A 14,710-nucleotide genomic window follows, 5' to 3' on the forward strand; every position below is an offset into this window, starting at 1 on the left:
CCCTGAATGCTTCTCGAAACCGATCCTTACCGCTGTTTCATGCCTTATCCGCCGGTGGCCGTTGCGCATGGCACCGGGCCGCTGGACGGGCTGACCCTCGCGGTCAAGGACATCTACGACGTGACGGGCTATCGCACCGGCTCGGGCTGTCCCATGGCGCTGGCCATGTCGGAGGTGAAGACCACGACCGCCCCGGCGGTGCAGGCGCTCCTCGACGCGGGCGCGCGCTTTGTCGGCAAGACCCATACGGACGAGCTCGCCTGGTCCATGTACGGCATGAACGCGCATTTCGGCACGCCGGTGAACCCGGCCGCGCCGGACCGCATTCCCGGTGGTTCCTCCTCCGGGTCCGCCTGCGCGGTGGCGGGCGGGCTTTGTGACATTGCCGTTGGCAGCGACACCGGCGGTTCGGTCCGTGCGCCCGCAAGCTTCTGCGGCATCTGGGGCATTCGGCCGACCCATGGTTTGATCCCGCTGACCGGCGTACAGCCACTCGCGCCGTCCTATGACACCTGCGGCCTCTTTGCCCGCGACGGCGACACGCTACAGCGGGCCATGGCGGTGCTGCTCGGCGAGGACTCCGCGCCTGTGCCGGATCAGCCGGACTGGCTTTGGCCCGCCGACATGCACAAGCAACTCGGTCCCGAGGCGCGGGCGGTCTGCGCGGCGGCCTTCGACGGGATACCGGCGCGGGAGGTGCTGATCTACCCCGACCCGCGCGGCAGGGAAGCGGCGTTCGAGATGTTCCTGACCACCATGGGCGGCGATGCCCGGGACGCCATCGTGCCGTTCATCCGCGCCTCCGGCATGCCGCTGGTGCGCGGCATCGACGGGCGGGCCGATGCGGCGGAGGCGTTGACGGATGCCCAGATCGCCGCGGCCGGTGCCGCAAGGGCCGCGTTCCGCGCACGGGCGGCGGAGATCCTCGGCACTTCGGGCGTCTTGCTCGCGCCTACGGTTCCGGATGCGCCCTTCCGGCTGGATGCGCCCGTGGAGGTCTTTGACAGCTACCGGCTCGAAGCGCAGAAGATGCTCTGCGTGGCGGGTCTGGCGGGCCTGCCGCAGGTGACCTTCCCGGCGGGCCGCGTCGACGGTGCGCCCTACGGCGTCTCGCTGATCGGCCCGCGCGGCTCCGACCTGTCCCTGATCCGCCATGCCATGGCACTGGCGGACCGCAAGGTGCCCGCATGAGCTGCTCTGTCGAGGCGAAACTGGCGGCGATGGGACTGGCCCTGCCGCCTTCCGCTCCGTCGCGGGCGCTGTTCCTGCCGGGCAAGATCAGCGGCAACCTGCTGTTCCTCTCCGGGCAGATCTGCGAATGGGAAGGCGTGCCGCAGTACTTTGGCCCGATCGCCCCGGGTTTCGACGTCACCGAAGGGCAGGCCGCCGCCCGTATGTGTGCGCTGAACCTGCTCTATTGCATCAAGACCGTCGCCGGATCGCTGTCGCGGGTTTCGGGTGTCATGAAACTGAACGGCTATGTCGCCGCGACGGCGGAGTATGGCGAGGGACCGTTCATCGTCAATGGCGCCTCAAAGTTGTTCATCGACCTCTATGGCGAGGCGGGACGCCATGCCCGCACAGCCGTCAACGTCGCCTCGCTGCCCGCCAATGCGCTGGTGGAGGTCGAAGCGGTGGTGGAGTTGCGCTAACGCTTCGGCGCGGTGATCAGCCCGTAGTCGCCCGGCTCGCGGTGCGCGGCGAAGTTGAAGATATTGGCGCGGATCTCGGCGCAGCGGTCGAGATCGACGCGGGCGGTGATGACCTCGTCCGCCACAGTCGCGGCCTGAGCCACGATCTCGCCGGTGGGGGCGACGATGCAGCTGCCGCCGATCAGGTCGCAGCCCTCTTCCCTCCCTGCTTTCGCCGCCGCCACCACCCAGAGCCCGTTCTGATAGGCCCCGGCCTGCAGCGACAACGCATTATGGAAATGCTGCAAGTGGTCGTGTTCCGGCGCGGGCGGGTAGTGCTGCGGCGTGTTGTAGCCAAGCATCACCATCTCCGCGCCGCCAAGGCCGAGCATCCGCCAGGTTTCCGGCCAGCGCCGGTCGTTGCAGATGCACATCCCGAGCCGCCCGCCCGCGCCGTCGAACACGGGAAAGCCGAGGTCGCCTTTTTCGAAGTACCGCTTTTCAAGATGCTGGAAGGCCCGCCAAGGCTCGTTTTCGCGGTGGCCGGGGAGGTGGATCTTGCGATACTTGCCCCGGATCACGCCGTTTTCAACGAAGATCGCGGTATTGAAATAGCGCCCCTCGGGCGTTTTCTCCGCATAGCCGAGGTGGAAGGCCACGCCGAGCCGGGCCGAGAGGTCGAACAGTGGCTGCACCTCCGGGTTGGGCATGGCCGTCTCGAACCAGCGGTCGATCTCTTCGGGGTCCGTCATGAACCAGCGCGGGAAGAAGGTGGTCAGGGCCAGTTCGGGGAAGACCACCACCCGCGCCCCCCGCTCATGCGCTTCGCGAAGCATCGTGCACAGGCGGGCAACGGCGCTGGAGCGCGGTTCGTCGCGGGCGATTGGGCCCAGCTGGGCACAGGCGGTGATGAAGTGGCGTTGGGTCATGAGGGTCTCCCGGGTGTCCGGGACAGGTCAGCATGGGCTGTGGGGATTGTCAGCCGCAACCCGCCGCGCCAGTCTGCACCTCCGGCAGTGCTGCCGGCTTTTCAGGCATCCAGCTGCCGCGCGACATCCAGAAGGCGGGCCTCCGCCCCGGGACCGGCGATCAATTGCATGCCCACCGGCAGGCCCGCCACGCGGCCCGCCGGAAATGCCAGCGCGGGCAGGCCCGCCGCGTTGACCCAGCCGGTATAGACCGCGTGTCCGCGGGGGCCGACGGTTTGGCCGTCGATCCTGTCCGGGAAAGCCTCCCCCGCGGGCCAGGGCATCGCCGCGGCGGTCGGCATCAGCACGGCGTCGAAGCCCCAGAGCCCGCGCACCGCCTCGCGCAGGGCGTACACGCGTGTCAGGGCCGCGAAGAGGTCAACGGCCGTCAGTGCCGCGCCGCGCTGTGCCATGGCCTTGTACTTGTCCGCGGCCGCCTCCATCACCGCCGGATCGCGGCGGGCGAGGTGGGCCAGGCCGATGTCCGCGATGCTGCCCCAGACCTCGTTCAACGGATCGAGATCGAGCGGCAGATCGCCGGTTTCGACCACGTGGCCAAGTGACCGGAGTCTCTCCATCGTCTCGGAGAAACACCCGAGGATTCCGGGATCGCAGGGCGCGTCGGGGAGCCGCGCCACGGCGAGGATACGCAACGGTCCCGATGCCACGGCGGGCAGGGGGAACAGGACCGACTGCAGCAGCGCAAGATCGCGGGCGGAGCGGCAAACGGGGCCGACCGTCTCGAAATCGAGCAGCACCTGCGGCAGGCCGCCGCCCCGCGCCACGGTGCCGATTCCGGGTTTCAGTCCCCAAAGGCCGGTATAGCCGCAGGGCCGCCGGATCGAGCCGCCGCCATCGGTGGCCAGACCCGCTGCCGCCATGCCGGAGGCCACTGCGGCGACCACCCCGCCGGAGGACCCGCCCGGGGTCAGGGCCGGATCGAACGGATTGCCCGTGACGCCGAAGGTGGCGTTGCCGGTGTAGCCCTCGACGGCGAATTCCGGCGTATTGCCCTTGCCGAGCACGATCGCCCCGGCCTGCCGCAGCCGCGCCACCGGGACTTCGTCATGGTCCGGCACCCGCCGGGCCAGGGCAGCGTTGCCCCAGGCGGTGGGCAGACCGGCAGCAACGAGGTTGTCCTTGACGATCACCGGCAACCCATCGAGCGGCCCGAGCGGGGTCCCGGCGGCCCAGCGGTCCCGCGCTGCCTCGGCCCGCGACAGGACATCCTCCGCGCGGGCGGAGAAGGCGTTCAGCGACGGATTGTGCGTCTCGATGGCGGCAAGGTGGTCTGCCATGATCCGGGCCGGATCGGTGCTCCCTGAGCGGAAGCCATCCAGCAGGGCGCAGGCATCGGGCAGGGCATGCCCCGTCATGCAGCCATGATCCGGCAGCTGATCGTGCCCAGCCCCTCGATGGTGCCGGTGACGTCTGTGCCGGTGGGGTGGTAGGTGCAGCCGGTGAGCGAGCCGGTGATGACGATCTGTCCCGGCTGCAGACCGCCACAGTGATCGCCCACGTGCTCGACAAACAACGCAAGGTTGGCGAGGGCCGAGCCGCCGGGAACGTCCAATGCGCCGTCGATCACGTGATCGCCGCAGCGCTGGCTGGCGGTGAGGGTGCCGAAATCGCTGCCGTCCCAGTCCTCCAGCGCCGGACCGACGACCAAACCGTCGTTCAGTTGCATGTCCATCAGCTTGAACAGCGGATCGGGCGCGTCCCCGTCCAAACGTGTGTCCACCAGCTCCAGAACGACGCGGGGCCGGAAAAAGTCCTGCGGGGTGTCCATCATGCCGGGGGCGCGCGGCCGGATCAATTCGAAGGCGACTTCCAGTTCGATCCCGAGCCTGCCCCGGGCGGGGACCTCCTCTCCGGAGGCGTAGACGCGCCGTTGCGGGATCGGTGCAATCATCGGCTCGCCCGGGAACAGCGGGCCGACCTTGAACCCGGCGACCGGGCCGAGCTGTGCGGTGACGTTTGTCTGCACGGCGAGGGCCTCGGCGTAGGACGGCAGGACCAGCGCGGAGACATCGGCGCGGGTGCCGCTGTCGCGGGCCTGCAGGAGGGCATTGGTCAATGTGTCGGCGAGGGATGTCATGATCTTACCTTCAAGCGGCGGGCCCGGGACGTGATTTCGGATGGCGGGAGTCAGCCCTGCCGGGCTGCGAGTGCGGCGCTGTCGGGCGCCGTTTGATCCTTGGTGTGCCAGAAGCCTGCGCAGGGCGCAACGGTCACGGCGCGCGGCGCGTCAGGAACCCGCCGGGACGTGCTCTGCGTTCACTTGTCTGCCTTCGGTTTGAGCGGCCGGATCAGGTCGAGGGCCTTGTCGAATGCCGCATCCTCGATCCCGTCGACCTCCAGCGCCCCGTGCAGACGCATCGGGTCGCCTTCGACGAGGACGGTATTGCTCTGCCGGGCGACCTGGGTTCGGAGGCCGAGCGCATGAAGGCGGTCGAGCAAGGCGTCGAAGCCCGGGTCATCGGCAGACATGTCATGGTCGATCAGGGCGCGGCGAAAATCCTCCCGCGTGTCGAACTGGTGCGGCTGCGGCGGATCGGAGGCGGGCGCGGCCCCGGTTTCGGCCTGCAGGATCAGCCGGGTGGGCGCATCCGCGGGCAGGGCCTTGAGGGCGTCCTGAAGTTCCTGACGTGTCTTGCGATCCATGGTCGACCAACCCCCGGGGTTCGTTCCGCCGAACCCGTGTTCAATTCTAGTCACGTTCCAAGGTGCCAGACAATCGGCGGAATCCGCATCAGCCCCGCGCCTTGACGGATATCCGGCACCGAGGGCAGCTTGCGCGCCGCCCGCACAAGCTCTTCGATCAGGTCGGCCAGCGCGATCTGCGGATGCGCCTCGAGGATCAGCGCCGCCATCCCGGAGACGATCGGCGTGGCCATCGACGAGCCGTTCCACGCCTCGTACCCGCCCCCCATGACGCAGGAGCAGACCTCCTTTCCCGGTGCCACGATGTGCGGAACCGAGTAGCTGACCCCGTCCGGCATCAGCGTGCCGCCGCCGGACGAACTCCAGACCCGGCCATCGCGGGTGGAGGCGCCGACGGCCAGCACATCGGCGTAGTTTCCCGGGCTGCGCGTGGTGTTCGGCCCTTCGTTGCCGACAGCGATCACCGGCAACACGCCCATGCGCCGGGCCAGCGCGATCGTCGGTTTCATCGAGCCGTCATAGCCGTGCAGACCCGCCGACATGTTGATGATCGAGACTTCCGGCTGCTGGACCACGAAATCGAGGGCGAAGATGAAGTCGGAGACATTGCCAAGCCCGCGCGGCAGCATGACGTAGTTCATCAGGTCCGCCCCTGGGGCCACACCCACCGCAGAGCCGGCAACGAGCCCCGCGACGTGGGTTCCGTGCCCGTCGGTGTCCCGCGTGGTGATGGCACGCGGGGTGTTGGTGGTCCGGTCGAGCTCCCACGCCGTGGTGATCCGCCCGTCGATCTCGGGCACCGCCTTGATGCCCGTGTCGAGGATCGCGACCCCGACACCCGTGCCGCGTCCGGTGAACCCGGCGTCACGGGCGGCGGTCAACCCCACCGCGTCGAGATGCCAGGCATCCACGGCGCTGGCGTCACTGACCGACAAACCGCTGGCCACAGGCGGGATGATGGACAGCGGCAGGTCCTCGACCACGTCATACTCCGGCAAGGATTGCCGCAGGCTGTCCAGTGCATCCGGGTCTTCCATGTCGAAGACCATGACGCCGGTGGCCGAAGTGGTCTCCTCAGGGTGGGCCACGAGGGTCGCGTCGAGACTGGACAGGGCGCTGACCGGGTCCATGCCCCGGTTTTGCACCCCGATGCTGCGCCGGACGGATTTGACCCGGGCCACCTGCCGCGCCCGCGCCTCCGGCGCCGGCGAGACATCGGCAAGACTCAGGGAGGCGACGACGATGTCGTTCCTCGGCAAGGCAAGATATCGGGCCATGGCACGCCTCCCCCGGTTCCCTCGCGGTGCGTTTAGTGCGCCGTTTTCACGTGGACGGACAGGCTCGGATCGCCCGCCCGCGACAGCGGGAACCGCGTCATGCCGTCCTTGCCGCGGACAAGATCGAGACGCGCGGCAAGCTGGCGGCCTTCGACGGCGTGGCGGTCGACTTCGAAGGCGGTCGAGAACACGCCCTGCTTGCGGCAGGTCGCGCATTCGCGCGGCGACTTTGGCTGGAACATCGCCCGGGTGGCGATGGGTTCGCCATCGGCGGTGAGCGTGATGCGGAAGCTGCCCGGAATGTCGAGCCGGTTGATGCCGTCGATGGAGACCAGAATGCGGTCCGGATCGACGATGCGCAGGCCCTTGTGCGAGCGCTCCGACAACACCAGCGGGACGACCGGCGCGGGGACCGTCTCGCCCGGCGGGTGCAGGTAGTCGGCGTCCATCTCCGCCACGATGTCGATGGTCTTCGGCACCGTGTAGCTGAAAGGTTTCAGCCCGTTGAGGATCGGGTCGGTGATCCAGTCGACCCTGCCGTCCACCAGCGTCTTGAAATCGGCGACGGTGGTGCCGGAATGCGCCTGCTGCCAGCGCCACCACAGCCGGTCCCAGTTGCAATGGAAGAACCAGAACAGCGGATCGAAGGCCGCCCATTCCTGCTCGGCCAGCGTCGTGCCGCAGGCCACGTGGCCGTTGTCATGGGCGCGGATGATCGCGCCGTAGACCGGCCAGCCGTTGAACCCCTCCCACCGGCCGGCGCCGAGTGCCGCGGCGATGTCGCCCGGCACATCCGAGTTCACGAGTTCGGCGAGAATGTCCGGCCCGTCATCGCGCAGGGTGCTGCTGCCCGCGGCGGCAAAGACCGAGCCGTCCGGCGCGAGCAGGTCGCGGGGGAAGGTGTATTTGTCGAAAGGCGGCTTCGTCAGCACCTCGGGGAATTCACCGCTGGCGATGTCCCAATACGGCAGGGTGACCTCCTCGCAGCCTTCGATGGAGCGCAGCGCGTCCTCGAACAGTTGCAGGTAGGCCCGGTGCCACGGGTTGTAGGCGTCCTCGTGGTGGCGGCAGTTCAGCGGCGCCGGGAACCAGTGGATGCCTGCAAGATTGAAGTACCCCATGGGATTGGACGGATCGCTGGTGTCCAGCGCCATGATGCCCTCGAACGCCTTGCGCAGCGTGGCAAGCTCCTCGGTGCCTTCCTCGTAATCCGCGATGTTGCGGCGGATGCGGCTGGCGCCGCTGGCGGTCAGCAGTCTGTCTTCCGTCTGGGGCGCCACGCCGCGCGGGTAGTCGTCCCGCATCCAGTTGTAGAAGGTCTCCACCTGCTCCGCGGGCCAGCGCCGGGACGGTTGCGGCGGCATGTTGCCGTCGCGGACCTGGAAATAGATGTTCAACGCGCTGTCCTTCACCCCCTGATAGGTGCGCAGGTCGACGCCCCGGCTTTCCATGCATTGCATGTCCTGCTCTTCGAACAGGAACCGGATGTCCTTGAGATAGGTTGGATGCTCGATCGGATGCATGATGCCGTTCCTTTCACTGTCGGCCGCGCAGGCCGGGATAGAATTGGACCCAGACGTTGTCCGTGCTGGCGTGCTGCAGATGGCAGGCAAAGCACGCGTCGTCGGGGAAGGGCAAAACAGGCCAGCGAAGCGCGGTTCATGGCTGCCTCACCGCACGGCCACGCGCCTTTGACCACCCGGGGTCGCCAGGCGTGCGACCGATCCCGACCGGGGCCGGTTCGGTCAGGTCAGGCGCGCCCTTTCCGAAATGAAGGGCCTGCAACGGTTGTGTCAAATCTGGATCGTTCGAACGTTTGCGGGAACGCCACAGGCCGACAACAGACTGAGCCAATTCCAGGTCCTCCCAATAAAATCATTTTCTTCTCAATGCTGGTGCGCTGACTGGACTCCTCCCGTGCCATCCGGCAGCCCGATTTCGACGATCTGCATCATCCCCTGGTCCTCGTGATCGAGAATGTGACAGTGCAAGACGTATTTTCCGATGTAGCGCTGGTAACGGGTGCGGACCTTGATCCGGTAGGGTGTGCCCGCTGTCATGGTCGCAAAGATCGTATCCTTCCAGGTCCCCTTGAGTCCGGCATAGATCGAAGTGTTGCCGGGGTCGTCGGTGCTGACGTCATTGCCGTCGGGGTCGAGGATCTCGATGATCTGGAAGGGGTTCACGTGGATGTGGAACGGGTGCCCCGCAAGGAAGGACCGGATCTGCCATTCCTCGGTCGCGCCAAGCGGCAGCAGGTGGTTGACCACGTCTGGATCGAAGGGTTTCGGGTCGATCAGCGTTCCGGAATCATCGAAGCTGCCGATCTCGAAACTGGTCGGGCTGGCGGCCGTGTCGATGAAGAACCCGACGCGACGTATGGTGTCCGTCCGGGTGTCCATCAGGGACGGGTGCGGCACGAAGCGGGTGAGTTTCAGCCCGTCCCGCAGGTCGGCGACGATCTCGCTCGCAACGTCCGTCGGCATGTAGGCCTGCGCGGCATTGACCAGCGCATCGGTCAGCGTCGCACGGGTATCGCCGCCCGCCGCCGGGCCGTCCGCGACCTCCACGAAGCCGAGCAGCTTGCGGCTCTTGGGAACGGCGCTCACCGTCTCGTTGCCGGGGGCGTCGCCGTCGATCACACAATAGTTGCCCGGCTCCGGGAAGACCATGAGCAGGTCCTCGCGATACCCGGGATGCAGCCGCGCCGCGCTCTGCGTCCGGATCGCCGCACGGGTCAGGCCATCGGTGGCCATGGCGTATTGGTCGATGGGGTCCGGTGCGCAGACGTCGTCGACGAAGTCCGCCTGACCGGCCTCGTCCCGCGTCGACAGCCTCGGCAGGTCTGTTCCTTCGGGCAGCTGCACCTTGTGGAACCGCAGGTTGACCGAGTCGCGCACACCCGCATGGATGACCCGCCAGCGTTCGGGCTCGCCCGCGACGGCATCCCGGAATGTCGGCACCACAAGGCCGTTGATCGTGGTGAACCGGCCGGATTTCGTCCAGTCTGTCGGGCCGAACTGGTCGTACCCTTCGATGGTGCCCACATCCGAGGGATCGCAGACCCACGCCCCCGCCGGCGTCTTCTTGATCTTGTTGTTGCTGTCCCGGCAGGCGTACTGGATCTGCTGCAGCAGCACCACGCGCTCCCGGAAGGCGGAGCCGTCTTCCCGGACCAGCAGCGTGTCGATATCGCCGTTCTTCGTGGGGTCCGGAAAGCGGTTCCCCTTGATGATCATCGCCCCGGCCATGCCGCTGGAGACCTGGAGCGCGGTGGAGCCGTGAAGATGCGGATGATACCAGAAGGTTCCGGCGGGGTGGTCCGTGGGGATGTTGTACTCGTAGGTAAAGGTCGTGCCGGGCACGATTTTCAGCAGGACGTTGTCCGAGTTCCCCGTTGGACTGATCCAGAGCCCGTGGGTGTGCATGTTCGTGGAATTGAAGCAGTGCGGAACATTGACGTTGTCCGTCAGCTCCGCGCAGGAGGGATCGTTCCGAGGCAGCTCGTTCACGATGGTCAGCCGGAAGGTGTTGCCGGGTGCCAGTTCCACGGTCGGGGCGACGAAGGGAACCGCGACGCGCGTGCTGTCCCCCTGGTAGGCGCGCAGCCGGACCTTGTCCATCCGCCCGCTCTCCGGGTTGCGGATCTGACCGTCGACCATCCGGGCGTGGACGGTCCAGGCAACATCGCCCGGGACCCCGGAACTGAGCACCGTTGGCGAGTTTCGCCCGGCCAGTATGGCATAGGCGGGGTTTTCGACCACGGGCGTGTCCTGCGCACCGGCGACAACGGGCAAATGCGCCAGAAGAAACGCCGCAACGAGACTGCACGGGCGAGGGAAATGCAATGGGATTGCCGGTGAATGAAACATAATGACTCCGGAAGAATAGGAATCAACCATAGCATGAAGCTACAAAAAATGCGCTCTCAAAAAGGTATCTCCCTGATGGAGAGTCGTAGCCCGGACCGCTCCCTCATTGCAGTTTGCAAGGTCCCGGTCGGCCCTGAATCCGCCACGACCACTGATGATCCTGCCGACCGCGGCAGTGGGCAGATGTTTTCCGGTGGCGCGGCGGGATCAGGCCGAGTCGGGCGGAGGGGCGAAAAAACTCCCATCAAAGCATCTTCCATTCCGCCGACTTCTTTGATCCAAATGGCGGGAGGACCGACCGGACCGCGACGGGGACATCCCATGCCGCGCGTGACCGGACGCCGGTCCCGGATCAGTGCACCCGGGACAGCGGCGCAGCGGCAAGACACGAAGGAGACAACATGCGGTATCATAGTCCAACGAGCTTTGAGGATGCCTGGGGGATCGCGGCGGCAGCTTCCGGTGTCACGCGGTTCCTTGCGGGGGGCACGGATGTGCTGGTTCAGATGCGGGCCGGGATGGTGCTGCCGGACGACCTGATCGACCTCAAGAAGATCGCGGGCGTCTCTGACATCGCCCGCACCGAGGACGGCGGCTGGCGGATCGGCATTGCTGTACCCGGGATTGCCCTCGGGGCGCATGCGGCGCTGAAGGCGGACTGGCCCGGCGTGGTCGAGGGCATGGAACTGGTCGGCTCGACGCAGATCCAGGGCCGCGCGACGCTGGCAGGCAACCTGTGCAACGGCTCACCGGCGGCGGACAGCGTGCCCGGCCTCGTGGCTGCCGGTGCCACGGTGGAGGTCACCGGCCCGGATGGCACCCGCACGGTCCCGGTCGAGGAGGTTCCGGCGGGGCCGGGCAAGACCACCCTCGCCAAGGGCGAACTCATCAGCGCGATCCTGTTGCCACCGCGAGGGGACAAGGGCGGCGACGCCTATCTGCGCTTCATCCCCCGCACCGAGATGGACATCGCTGTGGTGGGCGCGGCGGTCAGCCTGACACTCGATGGCGAGACGGTCTCTGCCGCCCGCGTGTCGCTGGGTGCGGTGGCCCCGACCGTGATCTTCGTTCCCGAGGCAGCGCAGGCCATCGTCGGCACGACGCTGGACGAGGCGGCGCTGAACGCCATCGAGGCCGCCGCCAAGGCCGCCGCCAAACCCATCAGCGACAAGCGCGGCACCGCCGAGTTCCGGACGGAGATCGCCGGCGTGTTGGCAAAGCGGGCCGCAAAGATCGCCTACGCCCGCGCGAAGGGAGAAAAAGCATGAGCAAGATCCACGTATCCACGACCATCAACGGCGACGCGGTCGAATTCCTCGCCGATCCGCGCGAGACGCTGCTGGACTGCCTGCGCGACCACGTGGGCCTGACCGGCTCCAAGGAAGGCTGCGGCACCGGCGATTGCGGCGCGTGCAGCGTCGAGCTCGACGGAACGCTGGTGTGTTCCTGCCTCGTGCTGGGTGTCGAGGCCGATGGCAAGTCCGTTTCGACCATCGAGGGCATGGCGGACGGCAACGCGTTGCACCCGCTGCAGCGCAAGTTCATCGAACATGCGGCGCTGCAATGCGGCTTCTGCACGCCGGGTATCCTCGTCGCGGCGAAGAAGCTGCTGGAGGTCAACCCCGACCCGACCGAGGACGAGGCCCGCTATTGGCTGGCAGGCAACCTGTGCCGTTGCACCGGCTATGACAAGATCATCCGCGCCGTCATGGATGCGGCGGCGGAACTGCGTCAGGAGGTGGCGTGATGGCGAAAGATGAGCTGAACACATTCAAACTGGTCGGCACCCGTCCGGACCGCCCCGATGGTCTCGACAAGGTCACGGGCCGCGCGCGCTATGGCGCGGATTTCTCGCTGCCGGGGATGCTCTGGGGCGCGGTCGTGCGCTCGCCGCATGCCCATGCGAGGATCGTCCGCATCGACGCCACGAAGGCGCTGGCGCTGGAGGGGGTGAAGGCGGTGGTCACCCGCGCCGACTTCCCCGAGGGGCTGTCCGGCGAGGACTGGAACCTGCAGGAAAACACGATTGCGGGGGAAAAGGCGCTTTATGACGGCCATGCGGTGGCTGCCGTCGCCGCCACCTCGAAGCTGATCGCGGAGGAAGCCGCCCGGCTCGTCGAAGTGGAGTACGAGGTGCTGCCCCACGTCACCGACGTCGACGCGGCCATGGCGGATGGCGCTCCGGTGATCCGCGAAGGCGCCGCCGACGCGACCGTGCCGGAGGGGCTGCACCCCAACGTGGTCAAGTACATGGAATTCGGGCGCGGCGATGTCGAAGCCGGGTTCGCCGAGGCCGATCTGGTCATGGAGAAGTCCTACAAGACCGAGGCCACCCACCAGGGCTACATCGAGCCGCACGCCTGCGTCGGCCAGATGGGTGCGGACAACAAGGGCGAGATGTGGGTCTGCACGCAAGGGCAGTGGTTCATCCGCAAGATGTGCACCGCCGTGCTGGGCATCGAGGCCTCTCAGCTGCGCGTGACCCCTTCGGAGATCGGCGGCGGCTTTGGCGGCAAGACGACGATCTTCATGGAGCCGTTGTCGCTGGCCCTGTCGAAGAAGGCGGGCGGCCGTCCGGTCAAGATCGTCATGACCCGTTCCGAGGTTCTGCGTGCCACCGGCCCGACCGCGTCGGCGTCGATGGACGTCAAGATTGGCATGAAGAAGGATGGCACCATCACCGGGGCCAAGGCGGTGTTCCGCATGCAGGGTGGCGCCTTCCCCGGTGCGCCGGTGGACATGGCGCTCTACTGCGCCTTTGCCGGGTACAAGCTCACGAATGTGCAGCACATTGGATACGATGTTCTGGCCAACCGCCCGAAATGTGCCGCCTACCGCGCACCGGGCTCGCCCATGGGCGCTTTTGCGGTTGAAAGCCTCGTGGACGAAATGTGCAGGGAGCTGAAGCTGGACCCGATCGAGGTGCGCCTGAAAAACGGCGTGAAGACCGGGGATCAGGCATCCTACGGGCCGAAATTCGGCTCCATCGGCCTGACCGAGGTGCTGGAGGCGGTGAAGGATCACTCGAACCTGAAGGCTGAATTGGGCGAGAACCAGGGCCGCGGCTTTGCCGTGGGCTACTGGTTCAACCACAATGGCGAGACCTCGGTCAGCATGGCCATCGGCGAGGACGGCACCGCGCAGGTCTCCGTCGGCACCCCGGACATCGGCGGCAGCCGCGCGTCCATCTGCCTGATGGTGGCCGAGACACTGGGCATTCCCTATGAGGATGTGCGGGTCAACGTGGTGGAGACCGGCGCTTTGGGTGTGAACGAGCCGACACACGGCAGCCGCGCGACCTTCGCCACCGGGAAGGCCGCGGTCGAGGCAACGCAGGGCGCGATCAAGGAAATGTGCCGCCGGGCCGCCGCGGACTGGGGCATCGACGCGGAGGCGGTGGAATGGGCCGATGGCGCGGCGCAGCCCGCCGGGCCGAACGCGGGCAAGTTCCCCCCGATGACGATCAAGGAAATCGCCGCGAAGATGGGCTCCACGGGCGGGCCGATTTCGGGCCACCATGAATCGGTGCCGGACGGCGTCGGCGCATCGTTCGGCGCGCATGTGGTAGACGTGGAAGTCGATCCGGAGACCGGCCGGGTGACCATCCTGCGCTACCTCGTGGTGCAGGACGCGGGGCGGGCGATCCACCCGTCTTACGTCGAAGGCCAGTACCAGGGCGGCGCCGCGCAGGGCATCGGCTGGGCGCTGAACGAGGAATATGTCTACGACGACAAGGGCCGGCTCGCCAATTCGGTGTTCCTCGACTACCGCGTGCCGGTGGCGTCGGACCTGCCGATGATCGACACGGTCATCGTCGAAGTCCCGAACCCCGGCCACCCCTACGGCGTGCGCGGTGTCGGTGAAACCGGCATCACCCCGCCGCTGCCAGCCATCGCCAATGCCATCCATGATGCCGTCGGCGTCCGGATGACGCATCTGCCCATGAACCCGCCGAAGATCCTGGCGGCACTGAAGGGATAGGATGGCACAGGTCACGGTTCACCTCTGGTCCGGCCTGCGCCGCCTGACCGACGGCGCGGAGTCGGTCGAGGTCGAGGCCTCGACCGTGGGCGAGGCGCTGGATGCCCTCTGCGGGCTGCACCCCGGCGTCAAACCCGTGCTGGACGCGGGCGTTTCGGTGGTCATCGACGGCGAGATGACCACCTCGCGCCACCAACCGGTCCAGCCGGTCAACGAGCTGTTTCTCATGCAGCGGCTCAAGGGCGGCTGAACGCCACATTGGACAGGAAGGCCCCCGCACCCAGGTCGCGGAGGCCTTGACGTTGCGTCGCTCTCAG

13 protein-coding genes are annotated in these 14,710 nt (G+C 67.3%); 6 read left to right on the forward strand and 7 right to left on the reverse strand.

Annotation, left to right across the window (positions count from 1 at the left end; translation table 11 throughout):
- Positions 1–6 precede the first annotated feature (6 nt).
- A complete protein-coding gene (locus ACP159_RS21935; protein ID WP_425101864.1) occupies positions 7–1,191 on the forward strand; it encodes an amidase in 1,185 nt (394 codons plus the stop codon).
- Positions 1,188–1,652 carry a RidA family protein gene (locus tag ACP159_RS21940; protein ID WP_425101865.1) on the forward strand — a complete coding sequence of 155 codons (465 nt, stop codon included), beginning with the start codon at positions 1,188–1,190 and terminating at the stop codon, positions 1,650–1,652. Before ACP159_RS21935 ends, ACP159_RS21940 begins: the two co-directional genes overlap by 4 nt.
- On the opposite strand, the gene ACP159_RS21945 is transcribed toward ACP159_RS21940, so the two are convergent.
- The 7 genes from ACP159_RS21945 to ACP159_RS21975 form a co-directional block, all read right to left on the reverse strand.
- Positions 1,649–2,560, reverse strand: coding sequence for an N-carbamoyl-D-amino-acid hydrolase (locus tag ACP159_RS21945; protein WP_425101866.1), 912 nt, complete (start codon positions 2,558–2,560; stop codon positions 1,649–1,651). The genes ACP159_RS21940 and ACP159_RS21945 overlap by 4 nt on opposite strands.
- Positions 2,561–2,661: 101 nt before the next feature.
- Positions 2,662–3,975 carry an amidase gene (locus ACP159_RS21950; RefSeq protein WP_425101867.1) on the reverse strand — a complete coding sequence of 438 codons (1,314 nt, stop codon included), beginning with the start codon at positions 3,973–3,975 and terminating at the stop codon, positions 2,662–2,664.
- Positions 3,972–4,697 carry a hydratase gene (locus tag ACP159_RS21955; RefSeq protein WP_425101868.1) on the reverse strand — a complete coding sequence of 242 codons (726 nt, stop codon included), beginning with the start codon at positions 4,695–4,697 and terminating at the stop codon, positions 3,972–3,974. The genes ACP159_RS21950 and ACP159_RS21955 overlap by 4 nt, the downstream gene beginning before the upstream one ends.
- Before the next feature lie 179 nt (positions 4,698–4,876).
- Positions 4,877–5,263: a hypothetical protein gene (locus ACP159_RS21960; protein ID WP_425101869.1), complete on the reverse strand. Its 387-nt coding sequence runs from the start codon at positions 5,261–5,263 to the stop codon at positions 4,877–4,879.
- Between the two features lie 50 nt (positions 5,264–5,313).
- Positions 5,314–6,540, reverse strand: coding sequence for a S8 family peptidase (locus ACP159_RS21965; RefSeq protein ID WP_425101870.1), 1,227 nt, complete (start codon positions 6,538–6,540; stop codon positions 5,314–5,316).
- 32 nt (positions 6,541–6,572) lie between these two features.
- Positions 6,573–8,063 (reverse strand): tyrosinase family protein, encoded by a 1,491-nt coding sequence (locus ACP159_RS21970; RefSeq protein ID WP_425101871.1) that lies wholly within the window; start codon positions 8,061–8,063, stop codon positions 6,573–6,575.
- 363 nt (positions 8,064–8,426) lie between these two features.
- Positions 8,427–10,304: a multicopper oxidase family protein gene (locus ACP159_RS21975; RefSeq protein ID WP_425101872.1), complete on the reverse strand. Its 1,878-nt coding sequence runs from the start codon at positions 10,302–10,304 to the stop codon at positions 8,427–8,429.
- A gap of 509 nt (positions 10,305–10,813) precedes the next feature.
- On the opposite strand from ACP159_RS21975, the gene ACP159_RS21980 reads away from it, so the two are divergent.
- The 4 genes from ACP159_RS21980 to ACP159_RS21995 are packed head-to-tail and all read left to right on the forward strand — an operon-like array spanning position 10,814 to position 14,643.
- Positions 10,814–11,680: an FAD binding domain-containing protein gene (locus ACP159_RS21980; RefSeq protein WP_425101873.1), complete on the forward strand. Its 867-nt coding sequence runs from the start codon at positions 10,814–10,816 to the stop codon at positions 11,678–11,680.
- Positions 11,677–12,159: a (2Fe-2S)-binding protein gene (locus tag ACP159_RS21985; protein ID WP_425101874.1), complete on the forward strand. Its 483-nt coding sequence runs from the start codon at positions 11,677–11,679 to the stop codon at positions 12,157–12,159. The genes ACP159_RS21980 and ACP159_RS21985 overlap by 4 nt, the downstream gene beginning before the upstream one ends.
- On the forward strand, positions 12,159–14,393 hold the full coding sequence (locus ACP159_RS21990) for a xanthine dehydrogenase family protein molybdopterin-binding subunit (protein WP_425101875.1): 2,235 nt from the start codon (positions 12,159–12,161) through the stop codon (positions 14,391–14,393). The genes ACP159_RS21985 and ACP159_RS21990 overlap by 1 nt, the downstream gene beginning before the upstream one ends.
- Position 14,394: 1 nt before the next feature.
- Positions 14,395–14,643, forward strand: coding sequence for a hypothetical protein (locus ACP159_RS21995; protein ID WP_425101876.1), 249 nt, complete (start codon positions 14,395–14,397; stop codon positions 14,641–14,643).
- Positions 14,644–14,710 lie beyond the last annotated feature (67 nt).

This window comes from Tropicibacter sp. S64 (assembly GCF_049803835.1).
GTDB lineage: Bacteria > Pseudomonadota > Alphaproteobacteria > Rhodobacterales > Rhodobacteraceae > Pacificoceanicola.

Bases quoted from the DNA above. Each gene is read 5' to 3' on its own strand.
- ACP159_RS21955 (WP_425101868.1), bottom strand. From the start codon at position 4,697: ATGACATCCCTCGCCGACACATTGACCAATGCCCTCCTGCAGGCCCGC.
- ACP159_RS21990 (WP_425101875.1), top strand. From the start codon at position 12,159: ATGGCGAAAGATGAGCTGAACACATTCAAACTGGTCGGCACCCGTCCG.
- ACP159_RS21950 (WP_425101867.1), bottom strand. From the start codon at position 3,975: ATGACGGGGCATGCCCTGCCCGATGCCTGCGCCCTGCTGGATGGCTTC.
- ACP159_RS21965 (WP_425101870.1), bottom strand. From the start codon at position 6,540: ATGGCCCGATATCTTGCCTTGCCGAGGAACGACATCGTCGTCGCCTCC.
- ACP159_RS21935 (WP_425101864.1), top strand. From the start codon at position 7: ATGCTTCTCGAAACCGATCCTTACCGCTGTTTCATGCCTTATCCGCCG.
- ACP159_RS21980 (WP_425101873.1), top strand. From the start codon at position 10,814: ATGCGGTATCATAGTCCAACGAGCTTTGAGGATGCCTGGGGGATCGCG.
- ACP159_RS21960 (WP_425101869.1), bottom strand. From the start codon at position 5,263: ATGGATCGCAAGACACGTCAGGAACTTCAGGACGCCCTCAAGGCCCTG.
- ACP159_RS21995 (WP_425101876.1), top strand. From the start codon at position 14,395: ATGGCACAGGTCACGGTTCACCTCTGGTCCGGCCTGCGCCGCCTGACC.
- ACP159_RS21945 (WP_425101866.1), bottom strand. From the start codon at position 2,560: ATGACCCAACGCCACTTCATCACCGCCTGTGCCCAGCTGGGCCCAATC.
- ACP159_RS21940 (WP_425101865.1), top strand. From the start codon at position 1,188: ATGAGCTGCTCTGTCGAGGCGAAACTGGCGGCGATGGGACTGGCCCTG.
- ACP159_RS21985 (WP_425101874.1), top strand. From the start codon at position 11,677: ATGAGCAAGATCCACGTATCCACGACCATCAACGGCGACGCGGTCGAA.
- ACP159_RS21970 (WP_425101871.1), bottom strand. From the start codon at position 8,063: ATGCATCCGATCGAGCATCCAACCTATCTCAAGGACATCCGGTTCCTG.